At 43.2% G+C, this 22836-nt stretch carries 18 protein-coding genes; 3 read left to right on the forward strand and 15 right to left on the reverse strand.

Features of this window, described 5'->3' with window-relative positions; translation table 11 throughout:
* Window positions 1-58 precede the first annotated feature (58 nt).
* The 10 genes from BacF7301_RS10880 to BacF7301_RS10925 all read right to left on the reverse strand — a co-directional run bounded on the left by BacF7301_RS10880 (window position 59) and on the right by BacF7301_RS10925 (window position 10162).
* Complete coding sequence (locus tag BacF7301_RS10880) at window positions 59-979, reverse strand: TPM domain-containing protein (protein ID WP_167962693.1); 921 nt, start codon at window positions 977-979, stop codon at window positions 59-61.
* Window positions 980-1051: 72 nt separating this feature from the next.
* Window positions 1052-2002 carry an alpha/beta hydrolase gene (locus BacF7301_RS10885; RefSeq protein ID WP_167962695.1) on the reverse strand — a complete coding sequence of 317 codons (951 nt, stop codon included), beginning with the start codon at window positions 2000-2002 and terminating at the stop codon, window positions 1052-1054.
* Window positions 2003-2058: 56 nt separating this feature from the next.
* A complete protein-coding gene (locus tag BacF7301_RS10890) occupies window positions 2059-2805 on the reverse strand; it encodes a shikimate dehydrogenase family protein (protein WP_167962697.1) in 747 nt (248 codons plus the stop codon).
* A gap of 6 nt (window positions 2806-2811) precedes the next feature.
* Entirely contained in the window at window positions 2812-3840 is a 1029-nt protein-coding gene (locus BacF7301_RS10895) for a hypothetical protein (RefSeq protein WP_167962699.1), read from the reverse strand.
* Between the two features lie 17 nt (window positions 3841-3857).
* Window positions 3858-4595, reverse strand: coding sequence for a bifunctional demethylmenaquinone methyltransferase/2-methoxy-6-polyprenyl-1,4-benzoquinol methylase UbiE (gene ubiE / locus BacF7301_RS10900; protein ID WP_167962701.1), 738 nt, complete (start codon window positions 4593-4595; stop codon window positions 3858-3860).
* 2 nt (window positions 4596-4597) lie between these two features.
* On the reverse strand, window positions 4598-5542 hold the full coding sequence (locus BacF7301_RS10905) for a phosphoribosylaminoimidazolesuccinocarboxamide synthase (protein ID WP_167962703.1): 945 nt from the start codon (window positions 5540-5542) through the stop codon (window positions 4598-4600).
* Between the two features lie 71 nt (window positions 5543-5613).
* A complete protein-coding gene (locus BacF7301_RS10910) occupies window positions 5614-6630 on the reverse strand; it encodes a PhoH family protein (RefSeq protein WP_167962704.1) in 1017 nt (338 codons plus the stop codon).
* Window positions 6631-6731: 101 nt separating this feature from the next.
* Window positions 6732-7409, reverse strand: coding sequence for a DUF5715 family protein (locus tag BacF7301_RS10915; RefSeq protein WP_167962706.1), 678 nt, complete (start codon window positions 7407-7409; stop codon window positions 6732-6734).
* Window positions 7410-7989: 580 nt separating this feature from the next.
* Complete coding sequence (locus BacF7301_RS10920; RefSeq protein WP_167962708.1) at window positions 7990-9642, reverse strand: flotillin family protein; 1653 nt, start codon at window positions 9640-9642, stop codon at window positions 7990-7992.
* A gap of 22 nt (window positions 9643-9664) precedes the next feature.
* A complete protein-coding gene (locus tag BacF7301_RS10925; protein WP_167962710.1) occupies window positions 9665-10162 on the reverse strand; it encodes a hypothetical protein in 498 nt (165 codons plus the stop codon).
* Window positions 10163-10288: 126 nt separating this feature from the next.
* Here BacF7301_RS10925 and truA point away from each other — a divergent pair, with 126 nt between their 5' ends.
* From truA to BacF7301_RS10940, 3 genes are read left to right on the forward strand one after another with little or no spacing between them, the layout of a single operon-like run.
* On the forward strand, window positions 10289-11050 hold the full coding sequence (gene truA / locus BacF7301_RS10930) for a tRNA pseudouridine(38-40) synthase TruA (RefSeq protein WP_167962712.1): 762 nt from the start codon (window positions 10289-10291) through the stop codon (window positions 11048-11050).
* Between the two features lie 37 nt (window positions 11051-11087).
* Entirely contained in the window at window positions 11088-11993 is a 906-nt protein-coding gene (locus BacF7301_RS10935; protein ID WP_167962714.1) for a DMT family transporter, read from the forward strand.
* A 1-nt stretch (window position 11994) separates the two neighbouring features.
* Complete coding sequence (locus BacF7301_RS10940) at window positions 11995-12645, forward strand: DUF3256 family protein (protein WP_167962716.1); 651 nt, start codon at window positions 11995-11997, stop codon at window positions 12643-12645.
* 25 nt (window positions 12646-12670) lie between these two features.
* Here BacF7301_RS10940 and BacF7301_RS10945 read toward each other — a convergent pair whose 3' ends face one another.
* From BacF7301_RS10945 to BacF7301_RS10965, 5 genes are all read right to left on the reverse strand, one after another.
* Window positions 12671-13759 carry a phosphotransferase enzyme family protein gene (locus BacF7301_RS10945; RefSeq protein WP_167962718.1) on the reverse strand — a complete coding sequence of 363 codons (1089 nt, stop codon included), beginning with the start codon at window positions 13757-13759 and terminating at the stop codon, window positions 12671-12673.
* 29 nt (window positions 13760-13788) lie between these two features.
* Window positions 13789-17142 carry a glycoside hydrolase family 2 TIM barrel-domain containing protein gene (locus BacF7301_RS10950; RefSeq protein ID WP_209319521.1) on the reverse strand — a complete coding sequence of 1118 codons (3354 nt, stop codon included), beginning with the start codon at window positions 17140-17142 and terminating at the stop codon, window positions 13789-13791.
* Window positions 17143-17214: 72 nt separating this feature from the next.
* Window positions 17215-18105: a YitT family protein gene (locus BacF7301_RS10955; protein WP_167962722.1), complete on the reverse strand. Its 891-nt coding sequence runs from the start codon at window positions 18103-18105 to the stop codon at window positions 17215-17217.
* Window positions 18106-18220: 115 nt separating this feature from the next.
* On the reverse strand, window positions 18221-19633 hold the full coding sequence (locus BacF7301_RS10960; protein WP_369805650.1) for a Gfo/Idh/MocA family protein: 1413 nt from the start codon (window positions 19631-19633) through the stop codon (window positions 18221-18223).
* 480 nt (window positions 19634-20113) lie between these two features.
* On the reverse strand, window positions 20114-22825 hold the full coding sequence (locus BacF7301_RS10965) for a M60 family metallopeptidase (RefSeq protein ID WP_167962724.1): 2712 nt from the start codon (window positions 22823-22825) through the stop codon (window positions 20114-20116).
* Window positions 22826-22836: the final 11 nt, after the last annotated feature.

The raw sequence follows: 22836 nt of genomic DNA on the forward strand, positions 1-22836 counted from the left end.
AGTAATTAAGTAAAGTTACTAATTTATTTTGAAACTTAGGTATCGTATTACGTTTATTTTAGAACCGTGAACCGGCACCTCCGCCGCCACCCATTCCGCCGCCGAAGCTGCCACCACTAAAGCCGCCACCTCTACTGCCACCGAAACTTCCACCGCCCATACCGCCAATGAACGGACCACCGCCACCACCGCGATGGTGATAGTCATTCTCGTAACTTTGCTGACGGCGTACGAGAGTATGCCCGCAGTTTCTGCAAGTATAAGTGACATCTTCGGCTTTCACACCGTTAATCCGGGATACCACCCTGCTGCCACTTCTTTGCAATGTATGCTTTCCGCATTTCGGGCAACGGCTTTGCTTACGTGCCGCAAAGAAGGAGATACCTCCGCCAATGAGGATGAAGAAGAAGATAGCAAGAATAAAATCGAATGAACCACCCCCGCCCGAATCAGAAAGAGAATCGTTCTCCATAGAACCGTCAAGTCGTTGACAAGTCGCTTTCAACCCCGCTACCATTCCTGTATCCCAATTCCCGTTTTTTAAATAAGGAATCATGTACTTCGTCTGAATCCTCTTGCAGATAGCATCGGGAAGAACTCCTTCCAACCCATAGCCAGTGTAAAACTGAATACAACGCTGGTCGGTAACTAGCAAAATAACCAAACCGTTATTTTTGTCCTTCTTTCCTACACCCCATTTATTGAGTAACTGGTGGCAGAAATTAAAGCAATCTTCATCCCCGATAGAAGGGACTGCGGCAACCACCGTTTCAATTCCCGTCTGCTGTTCCAAGGCATAAAGCATGGCATCTATGCTGTCACAAGCAACCTGTGAAAGTACCCCCGCAGGATTACAAACATACTGCATCTTGTTTTGCAAGTGAACTTTCGGAAGATTGTCTACCGTATATACTTTCTCTTGAGCCTGTAAAGGTATCAGCAGAAAAGTAAAGATTATAAGTGTGAATATTGATTTCATAACAGTCATTTTACGTTTGCAAATATAGAAACTTTTTCTGTTATGAATCTAAAACTCCTTGTTATAATAGGTTTAATGAATGTATCGCCCGACGAACTCACGGACTTTATCGGTGTATTCCTGTTTATTCTCTTTGTAGGAAACGGCATGGGCGGCACCCGGCACAATCCAAAGTTCCTTTGGTTCCGGCTTCGCTTCATAAAGCGGATATACCATCCATGTCGGGACGTATGTGTCTTTATCCCCGTGAATAAACAGCATCGGCAACTCGCACTTTGCCACCTGTTTTAGTGAAGAAGCCTCTTTGAAGTTCCAGCCGTATTTCTTTTCGCATAGCCAGCTTGTGGTATGCATTAGTGGGAAAGGTGGAAGTCCGAAGGATGACTTTAATTCATGGGAAAATTCATCCCATACACTGGTATAACCGCAATCTTCCACGAAACATTTCACAAAAGGCTTCTGCTGCTCGCCGGATACCATCATCGTGGTTGCACCGCCCATCGAAATGCCATGCACTACCATCTGCGTACTGTCTCCGAAAATTTCATTGGCAATATTCATCCACTGCAACACATCCAAACGGTCTTTCCAACCCATCTGAATGGCACGGCCTTCACTTTCTCCCTGATGCTGAAGCTCAGGTAGCAAAATATTGTATCCCAAATCGCGGTTGTATAAATACCCAATCATAAACATACGGATAGCATTGTCCGTATATCCGTGGACAATAACTGCTGTTTTATTGGTCGGTTCGGGAGCAGCTACATAGTAAGCATGGAGTTGTATGCCATGCGGATTGATGATAAAAGTATCTTTCAGCGCATCTGCCTGTCGCAGACTATCTACCCATGGGCGCAGAAATGGATAGTTTTTGTACATAAAAGGATAAGAGTCGGCATCTTTAGACAAAATCTTTGCGTCCGGAGTCAGAGAAAAGTTCAACATATAGAAACTTCCTCCGATAGTGCAACCGGTCATCACCAGCATAATGATGATAATACTATAGACTACTTTTCTCTTCATATGATACCTTTGACCTTTTTTACTCTCTCGCCTTGAAAAAGGGGCTAGGAGAGATTCTATTTATTCCAGATTTCCCAGGCGGCAAATGCCTGAAGAAGCAGCATTTCAAGACCGTTTTTTACAACGGCACCCTGTGCTTCTCCCTTTTTCATGAAAAGGGTAACGTTTGGATTATATAACAAATCGTAGAGTAAATGGTTTGGAGTTACCAGCTCATAAGGTATATTAGGACAGAAATCGACTTTAGGAAACATGCCTACAGGAGTGCAGTTTACAATTACTGTATATTCCGCCATGATTTCAGGGCTTAGTTCCTCGTAGGTCAGCATGCCGTCCGCTCTGTGAGTGCGCGAAACGAACACACTTTCAATGCCCAAGTTTTTAAGACCGTGGTAGACAGCCTTGGACCCTCCACCGGTGCCCAGTATTAAAGCCTTTTTGTGATGGGGTTGCAATAATGGTTGTATGGATTGGGTAAATCCGATAATATCAGAATTATAACCTACCAACTTCACCTTTCCTTTCGGCTGACGGATAATTTTGATTACATTTACTGCACCGATTTTCGCAGTATCAGGGTCTAGTTCGCTCAGAAAAGGAATAACTTGCTCCTTGTAAGGGATAGTGACGTTAAGACCACGCAGATTTGGATTCTCTTCAATCACTTCCATGAAATCGTTGATTTGGGGAATCTCAAAATTCACATATTCCGCATTGATGCCTTCGGATTTAAACTTCTCGTTAAAGTATCCGATAGAAAATGAATGTCTCAAAGGGTAGCCGATTAAACCATATTTTTCCATAATCGTTTATTGCTTAGTTGGGTAATTGGGTTTACTTTTCAAAAGACGTACTACTTCTTTGACTTTACCGTCAGGATATTTGTCTTTATAGTATTCCGTCAAATCTTCATATATCCAGAAAATATTAGGGCGGGTGGTAAAGATATTAAAAGTATTAGAGGACTTCTCGCCGTTTATATCTAATTTCAATTTTATATGGCTGTATATTTGGTCTTCAGGAGGAATAAGTCTGAAAGCTTTGGCTATTTCGGCGGTTATTCCATATACACCATGCGCTTCTGTTTCTTTAATAACAAACTCTTTGTCTGCGATAGGCAAACCCTCGGAATTGAATAATGTATATTTACCGGAGTTTTTTTCTTGAATAGCTATATTATATGCTTCTCCCTTGGTATAAGGAGATTTACTTTCTAAATCAGCTTTTATTTTTTCTTTAATTTCATCCGTTTCCGCCTCTATGCCATATTCTACAGAAAGAATATCGAATTTTTGTTCGGATTGAGAAGAGGATTTGGTTATTACAAAACCTTCTTTAAGGGATATTTCTTCTCCATTCAGGCAGAATTTTCGATTGAATATAGGTTCCTTTTTTGATTTCCAGGTCAATTTACTGGAAAAGGTGATAACAGATTTTTCTTTTCCGTCGTTCCAGTCTATTTCAACTTTTTCGTTGTCGAATGTCTGGTCGCCATTGAATTCTCCGAAAGTCAAATAATATTTTCCATCTCGATTGATCTCTGTTTGCAGACCTGCGAAATAGGCCATATATGCTCTGGTTCGTTCTTTTAACGGAGCATCTTTTTCGTAAGTCTCCCCTTTGTAAATTGCTTTTATTCCTTGATTGGCAATAGAGCCTTTGGTGAGTGGATTCAGTAAATCATTGCCTTGGGCATCCTGCACTGAAATGTAAAGAACTATGGGAGAGAAATCCCATATAAGATCATCTCCTTCATTATTTGCCGGATCACAAGATGTGAAATTGATACAACAAAAAATAGAGAGTAGAAATAGTCCAATTGATTTTGTCGTTTTCATAAGGCTAAATTGTTAAGTTATTTTGTCGCAGTATAAAGAGTGCAGATACCAAATGTCAGCCGCCGGAAATTAACTTCACTGAATCCGGCTCGTGAGATGACCCCTTTCATGACTTCCCCTTGTGGAAATACTTTGATGGTGTCCGGCAGATAGCGGTAGGCACTGTTGTCTTTGGAGAGAAGCTTGCCCAGCAATGGGATGACGACTTTAGAGTAGACGGAAAACAATTGTTTCATCGGGAAACGGTCGGGAGTGGTGAGTTCCAAAATCACGAGATGTCCCCCCGGTTTCAGTACCCGGCACATTTCGGAGAGCCCTTTGTCGAGGTCTTCGAAGTTGCGGATGCCGAACGCTACGGTAATCGCGTCAAAGTCATTGTCGGCAAAAGAGAGTGAAGTACAGTCCTCCCGGGCAAAAGAGATTTTGTCCGAGAGCCCTTCCTTCTTTACTTTTTCACGCCCCACGTTCATCATACCTTCCGAGATGTCCGTGCCGATTAGCTCGGCAGGTTGCAGTTTGCGGCAGGCAAGGATGGCAAAATCCCCTGTGCCGGTAGCCACGTCCATCATGCGTTGCGGTTGGAAAGGACGCAGCCAGGCAATGGCTTTGCGGCGCCAACTGCGGTCGATACCTAAAGATAAGGTATGATTCAGCTTGTCGTAAGCATGCGCGATGTTGTCGAACATGCGCTCCACCTGCTCGGTCTTTTTCCCTTCCTCGTCGTAAGGCTTGATATGCTGTTGTGGGTAGTCCATTCTTATTTAGTCAAGAAATTCATTACGTTCTTTTCGATACGTTCAGCGATGTTGCTGGTATCTTCTTTCACAAATTTCTCGCCGGTGATGTTTTCGAACAATTCGATGTAACGGTCACTGATGCTCTGTACGATAGCCGGAGTCATTTCAGGCACTTTTTGGCCGTCTTTGCCCTGGAAACTGTTTTCCATCAACCATTCGCGAACAAATTCCTTAGAAAGCTGCTTCTGTGGTTCGCCTTTTTCAAAGCGTTCCTGATAACCTTCCGAGTAGAAATAACGGCTGGAGTCCGGAGTGTGGATTTCATCCATCAGGTAAATAGTGCCGTTGTGCTTGCCGAATTCATATTTGGTATCGACAAGAATCAATCCGCGTTCTGCAGCGATTTCAGTACCGCGTTTGAAGAGAGCCAGCGTATATTTTTCAAGCACTTCGTACTCTTCGGGAGTAGCCAGTCCTTGTTTCAGGATTTCTTCTTTAGAGATATCTTCGTCGTGCAGTCCCATTTCCGCTTTGGTAGTCGGAGTTACGATAGGTTCGGGGAATTTCTCGTTTTCACGCATTCCGTCCGGCAATTTCACGCCGCAAATTTCGCGTACACCGCTTTTGTAAGTACGCCATGCGCTGCCGCACAAGTAACCGCGTACAATCATTTCTACCGGAAAACCTTCGCACAATACGCCGACAGTAACCATTGGGTCCGGAGTAGCCAGTTTCCAGTTCGGACAGATGTCAGTAGTGGCATCGAGGAATTTAGCTGCAATCTGGTTCAGCATTTGTCCTTTGTAAGGAATACCTTCAGGCAGTACCACGTCAAAGGCCGAAATACGGTCGGTTGCTACCATGACGAGTTTTTCACCGTTGATGTTGTACACATCGCGCACTTTTCCGTGGTACACGCTTTTCTGTCCCGGAAAGTTGAAATCTGTTTTTGTTAATGCTTTCATTGTTTTATCTATAATTACAAATTATAAGTTCCAGTTCATGAGTCGCCATAGGAGTTCCGAACTAAAGGCGATTATTCTTTTGCCAGTTTCACCGGACGTTCGCCGTTGAGAACCAGTTGCTCGTTTTTCCGTTTCTCCCGTTCGGCTTTCGCTTCTTTGTCGAATTTCTCGTAAGCATCCACGATGCGTTCCACCAACTTATGGCGCACAATGTCTTTCTTGTTCAACTCGACAAAGCTGATACCTTTCACCCCTTTCAGTATGCGGAGTGCCTGCACCAGTCCCGAAGTTTGCGAAGCGGGAAGGTCAATCTGCGTCATATCTCCTGTCACAATCATTTTGGTGTTCATACCCATACGGGTGAGGAACATTTTAATCTGCTGCGCGGTGGTGTTCTGTGCTTCGTCAAGAATCACGACAGCATCATTCAGCGTGCGTCCGCGCATAAAGGCTAACGGGGCAATCTGTATAATGTTCAATTCCATGTATTCCTTTAACTTGGCGGCAGGTATCATATCTTGAAGGGCATCGTACAAGGGTTGCAGGTACGGGTCGATTTTGTCTTTCATGTCTCCGGGCAGGAAACCGAGTTTTTCTCCGGCTTCTACGGCAGGGCGGCTGAGGATAATCTTTTTGATTTCCTTGTTTTTCAGCGCACGTACGGCAAGGGCGATAGCGGTATATGTCTTTCCCGAACCTGCGGGACCGATGGCGAATACCATATCGTTCTTGGCGAATCCTTCCACCAGTTTCAACTGGTTTTCGCTTCGGGGGATGATGGGCTTTCCCGTGACGCTGAACACGATCACGTTTCCGCTCTGTTCCGCTTGCGGGGTATTCCCTTTTATAATGTCGATGATAACTTCTTCTTTCAGTGAATTATATTCGGCGCAGTACTTTTCAAGTTTGGTGATGTTTTCTTCGAAGGCGCACATTTCTTCCTCGTCGCCCAGCACTTTGATGACATTGCCACGGGCAACGATACGCAGCTTCGGATATAAAGCTTTAATTAACTGTATGTTGGCGTTGTTTACACCGTAAAAAATAACAGGATCAATATCCTCAAGAACAATCAGTTTCTCTATCATTCAATCGTATTAAAGAAAAATTTCTGCAAATTTAATGAAACGTTTTGGATTCTCTGATTGTTTGGGGATGAATTTTATTGCATTTTATACTCATCTTCCGATTATCTGGCGGTGATGTGGAAACATCCTTGCTTCAACTCATATTTGATATAGCATTTTTCCGCTTTCCGTAGATCCCTTAAAACCTCAGACAGAACGAGTTTCAGAGTATCTGAGCTAACGTCCTGCAAAGGTCGTCCGTCTTTATCTTCCACCTTCTTGAAGCGTTTCCAACTGACATCGAAAGTGGCTCCGAAGCAATGCGCAGAATTTGCGGAAGCATTTCCATTCCGGCGGCGGAGACGTTTCACATCGTTTTCCGTACGCAATACTGAAGTAACGATTACTTGATTCGGATTTAAGCCTTTGGCAGTCAATGAATCGAGGAAATTGACTCCAATCGTATCGAGCAATGCGCTGGCACGGGGAACGAGATAAGGAATGGAATGTGTCAGTGAATCTACCACATAAAATTCATTATCAGTGATATGTGTGAGTTTCTCTTTCATAGCTTCCGCTGCGTCTCGGTCGGCTAGCGGACGGATACCAATCTTTTTGGCTACTTCCAGATGTGCGTCATTCAAGTCAGGAAAAGAACGTTTGTAGCTGACTACGCCACGGATATTGCGGGGTTCGTTCAGTTTCAGTGACATGTCTTTCTTTTTGCAACCGGAAGTGAGTGTTGCAAGTCCTGTAATCAGCAAAAATAGGGGTAATACACGAAGCTTATGTATAGTCATTTTGTATTTTTTGCCCGCAAAGTTATATGAAAACGTTGGAATATACATATGAAATTAAGAAGAATAACAGTTGCCCGCACCAAAAAGATTGTTCAAACCCGTACGGAAATGAATAATTAATTGATGCTTCCTGATTCCACAATTGAGCATGATTAGTAAAGCTATTTCGTAATTAGTTTCAACCCCATTTGAAACACTTTGTTTCTCGGTGTGAAACGAAGTGTTTCATTACGGGAAACAAAGTGTTTCACACCGAGAAACGAATAGTTTCATTAGGAGGAACAATTTTGAAACTAATCGCTTACGGGTGAAATTGTTGCTCTTTACTCGCAAACCCTTTATTCATCGGAGAAACAGGGAAAAGATGATGGGGAGATAGAAAGATTGAGAATAAATGTCCAGTGGGAAAATATAATTTATTCATGTAAAGATTCAGTACCATACTTGTATGGGCTGATATTGTTACATGTTTTTGTAGCATAAAGAATGTAATGATGGGAAAATCCAAAATGAATAATGCGCTGATGAGAAAAAGTAATTGTTCTTTTTTCCATCAGCGCATGTTTTGTTTAGAGCAGGATTATTTCTTATCCTTTTTCTCTTCCGTTTTTGTTGTAGGCTTTTCTTCCGTTTTGCTTTCCGGATTAATAATGCCTTTTACAGTTTCACCGATAGGCAATTTGTCCAATACACCAAGGCTTGGAGCTACCGTCTTTACCAATGTATTCAGGAAGTTGCTTGTACCGCCGTTTCCACCGTCGAATACGGTGATATTTCCTAAGTTCATGTGTTCGAACGCCTTTACCTGTTCACCGGCAATTTCCTTCCACTGGTCTACCATCTTATATTGGATAGCGATAGCCGGATTCGATTCTGCAGCCCTTACCATCGCTTCGAAACCTTCCGCTTCAGCGAGCAATGAGCGTTTCTTACCTTCTGCTTCGGCTTCCAGTTTCATTTGGATAGCTTTTGCTTCCGCTTCGGCTTGTGCCAAAGTTGCTTTTGCACGGGCTTCCGCTTCGCGGGTAATCTTTTCTGCGATAGCGTTTGCCTGAAGGATAGCTTCCTGTCTTGCGATTTCGGCAGGAACAATCTTTTCTGCTTTCAATGACGATTCAACCTTACGTGCTTTCGCTTCTTCCACTTCTTTTTGTGCAGTTTCGCGTGCAGTCTGTACGGCAGCTTCCGATTTGGCTGCGGCTTCACCGGCTTGTTTGTCAGCATTGGCTTGTGTCACGGCCAGTTCGGCATTAGACAGGGTTACTTCTTTCTGTGCGTCATTTCGTCCGATGGCAGCTTTCTTGGCAGCTTCCGCCTGTTTGATTTCCATGTCGGAATTCAGTTCGGCAACGCGGCTTTCCTTTTCGGTATTTGCCTGTTCGATGCGGATATTCTTTTCGGCTTCGGCTTTTGCTACCTGTGACTCTTTCTCAGCGTTGGCGATGGCTACCTGCGAGATTCTGTCTTTGTCAGCATTCGCAACGGAGATTTCCTGCTGTTTCTTAGTTTCCGCGATAGCGATGTCCTGGTCTTTGCGGGTTTCCGCTACTTTCGTTTCGCGTTCCTTAATCTGGTTCGCAATTTTGATAGCACCCAGTTTTTCCTGTTCTTCGATGTTGGCCTGTGCTTCGTTCAATGCCTTGCTTTCGGCTTCCTTACCCAGGTTGACGATATAGTTGGCAGCATCGCGGATATCACTGATATTGATATTCATCAGATACAAACCGAACTTGCGGAGTTCCGTGTCGATATTGTCTTTTACTTTGGAAAGGAACTTATCGCGGTCGGAGTTCAACTCTTCAATCGTCATGTCGGCGATAACCAGACGCATCTGACCGTAAACTACATCTGTAATCAGGTTTTGTTTGTCGTCTATCGTCAGTCCGAGCATACGTTCAGCAGCATTTTGCATTACGTCTGCATCTGTGCTGATGGCTACGGTAATCGTAGTAGGTACGTCCACACGGATATTCTGTGCGGATAGTGCGCCTGTCAGCTTGCAGTCAATCTGCATCGGTTTCATTGACAGGAATTCGTAGCCTTGGATAATCGGCCATACGAAAGCAGCTCCACCGTGATATAATTTCGCAGATTTCTTTTCTCCTCCCGTCTTACCATATACGACGAGGACTTCGTCACTCTTACATTTGCGGTAGCGAGAAAGGATACCGATAAAAGTGAGCAGGATGACCGCCACTAATATTGCGGCCATGATTAGCATTTCTTGTGTCATAAAATTGTGTAAATTTGAATAGTTATTGAATATATAATGTTCCGTCCTGATATCTGGTGATAACAGTGCGGTCCCCGGTTTGATACGTCTTTCCCGATTCGGAGATTACGTCTATTTCACGCATGGCCCCGTCACGATTGGCCTGTACGGTGTATTTATTGTCGCTTTGTTTGAAGTAAATGGTACATTCGCGCCCTACAAGTTCATTTGTCGCTTCGGAGCGGTTCACTTGTTGCAGTTGATAGGCTTTCTTGTACAGAAACCATACGGCGAAAACAAAGAAGAGCCCAATCAGGATGGCGACGATATAGCTTTGGATTTCCGTGTTACCTGCCAAGTACATGTACCAGCCGAAGCCGATACCGAAATGAGTGAGCCCTTTGAAAGAAACTACACTGCTGATGTCGGCATCTACGTCCACATCTGCATCCATATCTCCGAAAAAGATTGATAGAATAAACTGAATCACAAAAATGCCTGTCGTGACAAGGGCAATAATGAGAAAAATAGTACTGCTCATAATTTTGTACTGTTAGTGAATCATATGTATTGTTCTCCAAATATACAGGTTTGTGCGGATTATACAAAGATAAATGGGATAAAATGACTACTTTTGCACGCAAAAACCCTAAAAAGAGGAATTAGCGTGCAAAGGTATTTTATTTATTTGGCTTATGATGGAACCAACTATCACGGTTGGCAGATTCAACCTAATGGAATTAGTGTGCAGGAATGTTTGATGAAAGCCTTGTCCACTTTTCTGCGTCGTGAAATAGAGGTGATAGGGGCAGGGCGGACAGATGCGGGAGTGCATGCTTCTTTGATGGTCGCCCATTTTGAATCTGAAGAGTTGCTGGATACGGATTCTGTCACAGATAAGTTGAATCGTCTGCTCCCTCCGGATATTTCCGTTTTTCGCGTTTGCCGGGTCAGACCGGATGCACATGCGCGTTTTGACGCGACAGCCAGAACGTACAAGTATTATGTAACAACTGCGAAATACCCTTTCAACCGGCAATATCGTTGTCGTATTTTCAATCCATTGGATTATGAACGGATGAATGAGGCTGCACGTACTTTGTTTGAATACACGGACTTTACAAGTTTTAGCAAACTACATACGGACGTAAAAACTAATATTTGTCATATAACTCATGCCGAATGGACACAGGAAGATGATGTCACTTGGGTATTTACTATCCGTGCCGACCGTTTTTTACGGAATATGGTGCGTGCTATAGTGGGCACTCTTCTTGAAGTGGGACGTGGCAAACTTTCTATTGAAGGATTCCGTAAGGTCATAGAACTGCAAGACCGTGGCAAAGCGGGTACTTCTGCACCAGGGAATGCTCTTTTTCTGGTAAATGTAGAATATCCCGAAAGTATATTTGAAAGTAGTAAATCATAAATAGTAAATTGTAAATCGTAAAATAGTAAATCTCCTCATGTGGTTATTATTAGCATTTCTCTCGGCTACTTTGCTGGGATTTTATGATGTATTCAAAAAGAAATCGCTGAAAGACAATGCGGTACTTCCCGTCCTGTTTTTGAACACTTTCTTTTCCAGTCTCATATTTCTTCCGTTTATTCTGCTTTCTGTATATCAGCCGAACGTGCTGGGCGAAACGATATTCAATGTTCCGGTTGCCGGATGGGAACAGCATAAATATATTATTATCAAGTCGTTCATCGTATTATCTTCATGGATATTCGGTTATTTTGGAATGAAGCATCTGCCCATTACCATCGTAGGGCCTATCAATGCCACCCGCCCGGTGATGGTGCTGGTAGGAGCTATGCTTGTGTTTGGCGAACGGTTGAATCTCTATCAATGGATTGGTGTAATGCTGGCTATTGCTTCTTTCTTCATGTTGAGCCGTTCGGGAAAGAAAGAAGGAATTGATTTTAAACATAATAAATGGATCTTCTTTATTGTATTGGCAGCGATAACAGGTGCCATCAGCGGATTGTATGATAAATATCTGATGAAGTCACTGAATCCGATGTTAGTACAGTCCTGGTACAATGTCTATCAGGTTTTTATCATGTGTCCTATCTTGTTGTTACTTTGGTGGCCAAAAAGAAAGTCCACCACTCCGTTTCGCTGGGACTGGACGATCATTCTGATTTCCATTTTTCTTTCGGCAGCAGACTTTGTGTACTTTTATGCATTAAGCTATGACGACTCCATGATTTCCATTGTTTCGATGGTCCGCCGGGGAAGTGTAATTGTTTCTTTCATTTTCGGAGCTCTTTTCTTCCGTGAAAAGAATTTAAAAAGCAAAGCGATTGACCTTATACTGGTGTTAATCGGAATGATATTCTTATATTTGGGGACTAAATATGATTGATATGAAAATAAATAAACTTTTTATCGCTATACTCTTTTCAGTTGTCGGATTATTTTCCTTGACTTCCCTTCAGGCACAAGAAGCTAAAACCTTGTTTGTGAATATGCCGGATTCTTTGAGTCCCTTATTGACTAAAGTGAATAGGGCGGATTGTGTGGATTTTCTGGAAAGCAAAATGAAGGCACAGGTAGAAAACCGTTTTGGCAAGAAGTCGGAAATGACTGAACTTGGAAAAGACTATATCCGCATGCAAATGTCTCCGCAAACTACATGGCAGATGAAAGTATTGGCATTGAATGATACAACGAACGTGATTTGTACGGTTTCTACCGCTTGCGCTCCTGCCTGTGATAGCAGTATCCGTTTTTATACGACGGACTGGAAACCGCTTACCGAGTCTCAGTTTATCACTCTGCCTGCAATGGGCGATTTCCTAAACACACCGGACTCAACAGGCATCTATGCTTTTGACGAAGCACGTCGTTCGGCAGATATGCTCTTGATGAAAGCCGATTTCAATAAAAAGAATACTGAACTGACCGTTACACTTACCACTCCTGACTATATGTCAAAAGAAACGGCGGAAAAACTGAAACCGTTTCTCCGCCGTCCTATTGTTTATCGTTGGGAGAATGGAGCTTTTACCAGGTAAACTCTCCACTCTCAATTCTCCACTCTCAACTCTTTAAGCACTCATTGATGAATGACACCATTTCCGGTGTGTGTGCTTCTACGCTTTGAAGTAATTTGAACTGTGCCTTTGTACGAACCATATTATGTTCGGGATATTTAATCTTGTAGTAAGTATCTCCATTAATATAATCGGCAAGGAAACGTACGCATTGCATATATGGGAATAAAGCCGCAGCATAAGGAAGATTTTCTATCTCAATCGGTGTCAGGAATGACTTGGCACCTTTTAAATATCCCTTGGTAAATGCTTTGAATATTTCCATATTGAAGTTTACGCGGTTGAGGTCTTTGTCATCCTCATCACCAGTGTTGGCTCCTGTGCGAAGGAAATCACCGTAATCGGAGAATATAAAGCTAGGCATCACCGTATCCAGATCGATAACGCAAAGCACTTTACCATCTTCGTCGAACATCATATTATTAACTTTCGTATCGCAGTGGCATACACGTTTCGGCAACTTGCCTTCCCGATACAGACGTTCTGCTTTGCACATTTCGTCTGCACGCTTTTCTATTTCATCCAGAAAGTATTGTACCTCTGCTACTCGTCCGGCAGCGTTGGCAGCAACAGCATCGCGTAACTGTTTCAGACGGAACTCCATATTATGAAAATCAGGAATAGTCTCACCCAAAGTTTCAGGAATATCTGCCAACATGGCCTGGAAGTTACCAAAAGCTTCTCCGGCATAATTTGAGTATTCGGGATTTACTGTCTCATAAGTCTTGGCACGTGGAATGAATACCATAACGCGCCAATAATTATCACCGTCGAACCAGTAAGTCTTGCCTTCTTCTGTTTTGAGGAAAGATAGAACTTTGCGGTCAATATCCGATTCTCCTGCTTCAGTCAATTTCTTACGGATATGTCCTGTTACGGCAGCAATATTGGATTGAAGCATTTCTACATTCTGAAAGATAGCATGGTTGATACGTTGCAAAACGTAGTCGGGGGCGTCTGCTTCTTTCGTGTTTACTTTGTAAGTGTCATTGATAAGTCCTGATCCCAGCGGCTTGATTTCTTCTACCGTACCTTGGACTTTGAATTTAGCTACAATGCTAGATAAATCTTTCATGGGTCTTTTCTTTAAAATTTATACTAAGGTTATTGATAATCGTATTTGGCAGCTTCATTAGCCTGGCTGGCTGAACGAACAGGAACCAACGTGAATCCCCAGTTGTATTCGCGGTTTGCAGGAATCTGATAGAAAGGTTCCGGACGGGAACCCCAACTGTCGTAACCACCGACTCCCTGTTGCTTCATGTCTACACAGACTTCTACGAAATCCCTTGGAGTGATATCATTGACATGATGCATTCTTCGCAATACATTGCGGGCAGCTTTCTCGTCATGATTGGCAACCTCTTCCGGGCTGAAGTTGTTCCATTGATAAGGGTGGGGCAGGGCTTCTTCCGAATCGAAGTCTTCGATGGAGTTACGTAAAGCATTGAATCCGACAAGACTATCGGCCACAATAGCCAGTCCGTTACCTTTATCGGGTGATAATGCAATCCAGCGGGTATCCGTACGATGTCCGTTTTCCTGCGGGCGAACGTAGTTGAAATACATCTTGTCTGCTGTTGTTTTGTAGACTCCAACAAGAGTACCATGATTACGGTCGATATAATTTTCTTCCGGGCCACGGCCGAAATATTGCACATTATTCATCTGTGCCGGCAGACGGAAACGTACACCGATACGAGGAACTTCCAGTTTGGAAGCAGCCTTACGGGCAGCATCACTTCCTGGAGTGAAAGTTGCCGTGCGGGTAGCTTCGGACGCTTCTGTCTCTGTCGCTTGCATATCGGTAGATGTAAACTTGGCATTTACGTTTACGACTCCGCTCGGATAAATCTTATAAGTAACGACGTAGAGATTGCCGGCAGCCAATAGATAAGTCACTTTCAATGAAACGACTTTGTTTTCAGTAGTCATGCTGGCATCTGTCACATGGAAATTCTTGCTTGATTGTTTCCAAACCTGCAAACGTTTGGGAGCACCGTTTCCGTAATCATTGTCATTGGGAGCACGCCAGAAGTTAGGCTGAATACCAAATCCGTCTTTGAAATATTCCGTTCCGTCTACTTTATAAGAAGTAACCAATCCGCTTTTCTTGTTAAATACAAAATTCACCTTTGAGGATGAGGCCATTAATTCGTCTCCTTGTGTGGATGTATTCAATGCGGGGCCGCTAACTTTATATGTTCCTTTCTCTGCCTGGATAGGAAGCTGGAACTGGTCGTATGCAATTTCATATCCAACAGGAATCAACGGTTCCGGTTCCGTAGTTGTCACGCTGAAGTTGACAAAATATTCAGTTCCCGGTTGGGCTTTCAATCCATTTACCGGTACTGCGAACTCTTTGGATGCTTGCGGAGCAATATCCAAAGATACTTTTCCACCTCTTATATTCTTGCCATTAGCAACGACATTATAATGAATCTGGTACTTTTTCAAGTTCGTAAAGTAGAAACGGTTGGTAATCTTAAATTTGCCGGATGCGGCATCTGTCGCTTCAAAGCCTACATTCTGATGTACATACTTCACCTCAGCCATTGCCGGATGCGGACCGCGGTCGGGGTTTACAAGACCGTTGCAAAGGAAGTTACCGTCACTAGGCGCATTTACACCGAAGTCGCCACCATAAGCCCAATACTCTCTTCCGTTCTTGTCTTTCTGAAGGATACCTTGATCTACCCAGTCCCAGATGTATCCGCCCTGAAGATTCGGATACTTATAGATTGCCTGCCATTGTCCCCACAGGTTTCCGGTGGAGTTACCCATAGCGTGCGCATATTCGGAAGGAGCTATAGGGCGGTCGCTGCCGTTCTTGCCTATATTCTCCAACCAGTCGGCACCCGGATATTGCGGAACGTACATGTCAGAGTTCCATTCCCATTGGGCGCGCTCATAGTTTACAGGACGATCCATAATATTCTTATCTGCTTCTTTCAGCCACAGATACGTTTGATAGAAGTTATATCCGTTTCCGGCTTCGTTACCCAATGACCAGAAAGTGACACTTGGATAATTCTTGTTACGCTCGAACATATTGATGGTGCGATCCATATGAGGTTTCAGCCATTCCGGGTTGTTGCCCAATGTGCCGCCTTTACGGAGATCGTAATACATGCCATGGCTTTCGATATTCGCTTCATCATATACATAAAGTCCGTATTCATCGCAAAGCTCATAGAAACGGCGGTCTTGCGGATAGTGGCAGAGGCGTACGCTGTTTAAGTTGTGCTGTTTCATTAGCTCAAAGTCACGGCGCATCAGTTCTTCTGTTACGTAGTGTCCTGTCGCCGGATTATGCTCATGGATATTCACGCCTTTCAGTTTCAACGGTTGCCCGTTGATAAACAAGCAAACATATGGTTTGCCGTTGGCAGCTTTCTGCTCAATCGGTTTAATCTCAATACGACGGAAACCGACATTGAAAGGTACTATTTCTACAAATTTGTCTCCATCTTTGATATACATCAATAGTTTGTAGAGATTGGGGTGTTCGGAAGTCCATGTCTTTACGTTGGGGACATCAACTTTTATTTCTTCAAAGAAAGGTACAGTCTGGTTGGCACCAAAGGCAGTATTCATTTCGAATCCTGCAATTTCTTTATCGTTTTTGGGGTCTATTACCTTATATCCGATAATGTAATCTTTGGAAGTTTGTGAGGTATTGTTGCGTACATCCATTGCCAATTTGAAAATACCGTTTTTATAAGTATCATCCAATGTGGATGTTACACGGAAATCCCTAATTGCCACTTTAGGCTGTGAATAGATATATACATCACGTTCAATGCCACTGATACGCCAGAAGTCCTGGCATTCGAGATAAGAACCAGTACTCCAACGGAAGATTTTCAGCGTAAGCACGTTCTTGCCCGGTTTCACATACGGGTTAATTAAGAACTCGGCAGGATTCTTTGAATCTTCGCTATATCCTACTTCCTTGCCGTTGATATATACATATACGCCTGATTTGGCTCCCGCCAGGTGCAGATAAATATCCCGTCCGTCCCAATCGGCAGGAATGTCGATGTCGCGGCGATATACACCAACGGGATTAGCTTCCGGTAAGATGGGCGGCTGCGGGTTACGAGCCTTGAACTCGTAGCCGTGATTCGTATAGATGGCTACTCCATGTCCCTGTACTTCCCAGTTGCCGGGTACCTGAATGTCATACCATGAGTCCGTACTGGTATTCGGGTCGGTAATGTTGTCGGGAAGATCCTTGTAAGAATCTACAAAGTAAAACTTCCATGTTCCGTTTAGTAACCGGTAGTATTTGCTCCGTTCAAATTTGCCGCTCATGGCATCGTCTCGATTGTCATACGTCATAAACGAAGAACGGGGATACTCTTTGTTGACTGCTACTACCTGCACGTCTTGCCAATAAGGCTTTTTCGCATTATCAGCTACGGCATTAGTTGCTACCAGGGAAATTATTCCCATCAAGATGTTAGTTAATAAGAGGGGGTGTGGTCGAAATTTCATGTTTTTCAATATTGGTTTTTCATTCCTTTTTTATTTTACTTTAATATGGTCGAATCCTTCTCCGTAAACTCCGATAACAGCACTTTGCGAAACAAAGGCTTTCGGGTCGATGTCCTTTATTAACCGGAAGATAATGGTAGATTCCCGCTTCTTGGCCAATACAAACATCATTTTCTGTTCTCGTCCGGTGTAGAAACCGGTTGCATTGATAATAGTAACTCCCCGGTGTGGGTACTCGTTGATCCTTTTTCCAATTTCCTCATATTTATTGGATATAATGAAGAACTGTACGGACTGTCGGGCGCTGTTCACTACCTGGTCGAGTACGAAGCTACAAATATATAGAGTTGCGAATCCATATACCACTTTTTCCCAGTCTTTTAAGACAAAATAACTGGATGATATAATAATCATATCACAAATTAAGACAACCCTTCCTAATGTAATATCCCGGTATTTGTTAATAATAGCCGCGATAATATCCGTACCGCCGGTACTTCCGTTGGCCGAAAAGGCAATGCCGATACCCCCGCCGCAGAAGGATGCTCCGATGACGCATGCCATGAAGGGCTGGTCATGAAGAAGGCCGATACCTGCTGTCAGCTTTTGGATAACAGACAAAAAGAAAGTCAGGGTGAATACACCGAAGATTGTCTTTATGCAAAATTTTAAACCCAAGAGCTTGAGAGCCAGTAACAGCAAGAAGAAGTTGATCGTGAAGTAGGTGTACTGCACGGGGAAACCCGTAGCCCAATATACGATAGATGCAATACCCGGCACTCCCCCGGTGGTGATATCATTAGGAAGCAGGAAAACTGTCCAACCGATACCGTACAAAATCATGCCGATGGCAATCATTACATAATCTCTGGCTTCACGGATAACGACTTGCTTAGAAGGCTTTGGAATAGCTGTTTTCATAAATGTGATTATGATGTTCTATAAAATGTTCAAACACGAACCTAAGAATAATCCGGCTTTTTTGGAAAAGCCGGATTGGTTCATAGTGTTCGTGCAAAAAGAAAATTCTATTTTATTATTTTGCGAAAGCGTGACGGTAGCCTTGTACCTTGTTCCATCCGCCGCGAGTGAAATCCGGGACTTCAACCGGAGCTGAATTGTTTTCGATAGAAAGGCGGGTAAGTTCAGCCATGCAGCACCATTCTGCAAGGTCGTAAACGTCCATATCCAATGGTAGACCATTCTGTAAACAGTATGCCAGGCGATAGTCCATGATAAAGTCCATACCACCGTGACCACCTACTTTCTTGGCAGTTTCTTCCAACTCGATATGGATAGGATCTTTGTATTTATCCATTAAGGCTTTCTTTACATCTGCCGGAACAGAACCGTGTGCATTCAGGTTTTCGTGATTAGGCACATCTTTAGAGTCAACCTGTGAAGGTCTCAGGCAATATTCCTCAATCGGATACTTGCTTGCGTAACCGTCGGCTCCTACTATTTGATACATACGGCTGTATGGACGCGGAGTCATTACATTATGCTGAATCAACATGGTCTTGCCATTTTCTGTACGAATCAAAGTTGAAGTTTGGTCACCATTCTGGAAATCTTTCACTTCTTCTCCTGTTTGCTTTTTGATATAAGCCGGACCGTTGACTGCCTTTGTATCCATAGATACCAATGTCTTCATACGATCTCCACGGTGGATATTAAGCACTTGGCAAGCCGGACCCATGCCGTGAGTGGCATATACATCACCACGATGTTTTTGGTTGTAATCCATACGCCAGTTGTTCCAATATTCAGACCAGAAGTCTTCCAGATTGTGGATATATGAGCCTTCTACGTGAAGCACTTCTCCGAAAACACCTTGCTGTGCCATGTTCAAAGAAGTCAGTTCAAAGAAGTCATATACACAGTTTTCCAACTGCATACAATGCTTGCGAGTCTTTTCAGACGTATTGATTAATTGCCAGATTTCATCCAATGTCATGGCTGCGGGAACTTCGATAGCAACGTGCTTGCCATGTTCCATAGCATAAACACCCATTTCAGCGTGATGCTTCCAGTCGGTTGCGATATATACGAGGTCAATGTCATCCTGTTCGCAGAGTTTCTTCCATGCGTCTTCCGAACCGCTGTAAGATGCCGCTTCCGGCAATCCTGCATTTTTCAGGATTTCCTGTGATTTCTCTACACGTTCGGGAGCAAGGTCGCATAAAGCAACGATTTTAGTACCCGGAATATGTGTCCAGCGTGCAACGGCACCGGGACCACGCATTCCCAGTCCGATGAAACCGACACGTACGGTATCAATTTTGGGAGCGACAAGTTGGATTACATCCTCTTGACCGGCAGGGCGGGCAGGGGTTTCTACTTTGATAGGTGCAAAGGCTTCCTGAACCTTTTGCTGAGATGTGCAGCTTGTATGGCAGGTTAACAAAGTAAGGCCGATAGCTGCGACTGTAAATAGCTTTTTCATCATATTTTTATGTTTTTAATAGGGGGTTATTTGTCGTTTTTCATTTAGTTGCCAAAAGTAGTAATTAATAGTCAATTCTGTATGCTTGTCACAGATATTTTTACTATAAATTCATATTTCGGGTAGAAAATGAGTCCTACTTTTCTCATTGGTTTCATCTTGTCTTAATGTGTCTGGGTTGTGACGGTGATTTTTCTTACATACAAGATAAATACACATCGTAAAGGGTGCTCCCCTATGAATAAATGATTTATTTAGCATTTCTTAATATTTGAGTTTACGGTTATTATTTGAACGTATTCAAAAATAAGACACGTTACAAGAGCATTTTCCTAAGACATAAGTCTTCTTTTTTGTATTACTTAACTTTTTGCGTAACCAAGTATATGGCAATCATTTGTGTACGGCATCTAGCTTGGCATATATTGGGAAATAATAAATGGCAGGCATATGCTGCCTGCCATTTATCGGGTGAGATGAAAGTTATTCTTTCACCTGAGTCATTAGTTTGCGTTCGCCATCCGCTTGTACAGCGTATATACCGCAACCGCTCATGCTGATATTACGTGGAACAAGGAACTCGAAAGAGTTAGCGAAGAATACGACTTTGCCCATTAGAGCCTCGTTCCCTTCTGCTTGTTTATCTTGTTTTCTCACTTCAAAGGCTACCGCTTGTTCACCATTGCTTACTATGATTTTCTTTCCTTGTACGGAAGAGGACAAAGTATAGGTCGGTGTTTTCGTTATCTGTGTATTCTCTTTGAATTGTGTATAGTAACCCACATCACCGACTTCTTTGTACCTATAATCTCCTGATGAGAAATCACTCGTTCTGCGGTCTTCTATATACTGGATAGGCACTGCTTTTTTCGGATATTTTGCAATCTCCGCTTTGGTGTCTTCTATCATCTGGTCGGTTACAGTATATTTGAAAGTACCGTATTGTTCGATTGTGGCATTTACAGTCTTGAAGAATCCCCATGTTTCAAAGAATTCTGTCAGGTCTTCCTGTGCAGCTTCACATACAGCTTTGACAAATGCCATTTGGCGGGCTCCCGGATCACTCTCAGGTATAGAGCGGTATTTGGTACGCATTATATTGAATACTTCCGGCCAGAATGTCGGCGTTTCTTCCGTACCCTTGCAGAGTTCATAGTAAATCCATAATTGCCAGTTCATTCGCATATGTATTTCCGTATCTTCATTCTGATGGGTGGAACTTCCCATGTTATACCATGCTTTGTCGTCTTTGTAAACGGTATTGGCAAGATAAGAAAGTCCGCGTCCGCGAGAATAGTATTTTCCTAAACGACGGATAATATAATTCGAGAACAGGTTATTGCTGGATTCGGTAGAACCGGGCCAGTTGATGGCATACTGGTGTACGTGTCCGATTTCGTGTGCCGGTCCCCAGGCATTATCTTCTACAGCCATTACGTTTTCGCGCAGAAGAATATTACTCAGATAGGTATAAACGAATCCAATTTGATAATCGGATGCCCACATATAGCTTCCTTCCGGTGAAATGGCAAACATATGGTTGTTGTATTTGCCCGCTTGCCGGAATGCTTCGATACCGCTCATTTCCTGTTCCCAACGGATGAAGTCATCCCACAGGTGGATAGCAGACAGAATCTCTGTCGGAGCAGCGTCCAGCATTTTGAGACGGTGGAAATAGAACATGATTCGTTCACCGCGTACACAGAAATACTTGTGGGTTGCCTTGCTTATCAATTCTGCGTATTTGGCGTCAGTCTTATGTTCTTTCAGATCGAAGAAACCGTTGACAACGCCATTCCCTAATGGAATATGTATCTTGACCGGTTCGGGATTTGACAACAGACCTTCTCCATCTACATTATACATGATGAATAACTGTCCGGGGCCTTTCATTGTCAATAAGTTGACACCTTCAGTCAATGGATAAGTATCACCGCTTGAAGACGTTTGCTTGTAGGTATGTTTGTTATCTCCCCAATGTTCCCAGATACACTGTAAAGAGACTTTTTGCCCTGCGGGTATTTTACCTACCAAAACAATCATTTCTTCATCCTTCTTTACATAGATACCCGTAGGATTGTCCAGGTCACTGTATTTCTTGGTCTGTATCTGTTCCGCCCAGTATTTGTTATTGCTATATGCTTCGTAGTTGCGGATACGGAAATCTTTTTCCCATTCATCGTACGTGTTGTCTCTGAGAGCATAGGCGATACGTTTGAATGTTTCACTGGGGAGAGCTTCGATCTGCTCGTCAGTCACGCCTTCCAATACAGCCGTACAACTATGATCGGTAAATACGCTCAATAACTGGTCATTCATATCACGATAGTTGGCCTTTTCATAAAATTCCATTTCCTGGCATGAAACGAATCCTGCGGTTACTCCTTCAGGAAGTTCCGGGTCTTTATTATCTCCGGCTCCACTAAGTACTTTGAAACGAATGGCCTTGGCACCTGCTGGAATTTTATCAGTATCGAGAGTATGCTGTGTGCCGCTTTTCCCGAAATCGTATTTCTCACCTGTGAATATGAAGTCGGCCTCTTCATACGACTCTTTAACTTCCAATGAATATCCTAACTGAAATTCACCCATGGCACCATTGCCACCACCACTATAATAAACGATTCTATCTATCTTCTTTGCATTGTCTGAGAAATAGTAATCTAGCAGTACCGGGAATTTAGTGGTCGGAGTCTCTGTTTCCCATGGAGAATGGTAAACAGTTGAGAAATTCTTATCCCATGTTTTGCTGATATCATTTCCACTGTGATGTTGATTATCCCATCCACCTGTAATCTCAATTTTGGTATCCGCCCTCACCGGGACATCATTGATTCCATATTGGGTCAACTTGATAGTGTACTTGACATTTATCAGTTCCGAGCGTATGGTAATGTTTGCAGTACGCTTGGTCTGCTCTTCGCTGTCCAGTACGGATAAAATGATATTGTCAGTTTGCTGGAAGGCGGTTACCCATTTGCTGTCAGAGTTGACACTCCATTCACTGATACGCATATTCGTATTGATCGGTATAGTAATGGTGGCACTTCTGAAATCCAGTTCTTTGTTCAACAGACTGCCGTCGATTTCCAGTTGTTTGGCTACGATTACTTCTTCATCATCTTTACAACCGGTATTAGTTACCATGGCAAAGACGCATAATAAAGTGATTAAATAGTAAGATATATGTTTCATAGTTTGTACTT

It is taken from the genome of Bacteroides faecium (genome assembly GCF_012113595.1).
GTDB classification, from domain to species: Bacteria; Bacteroidota; Bacteroidia; order Bacteroidales; family Bacteroidaceae; genus Bacteroides; species Bacteroides faecium.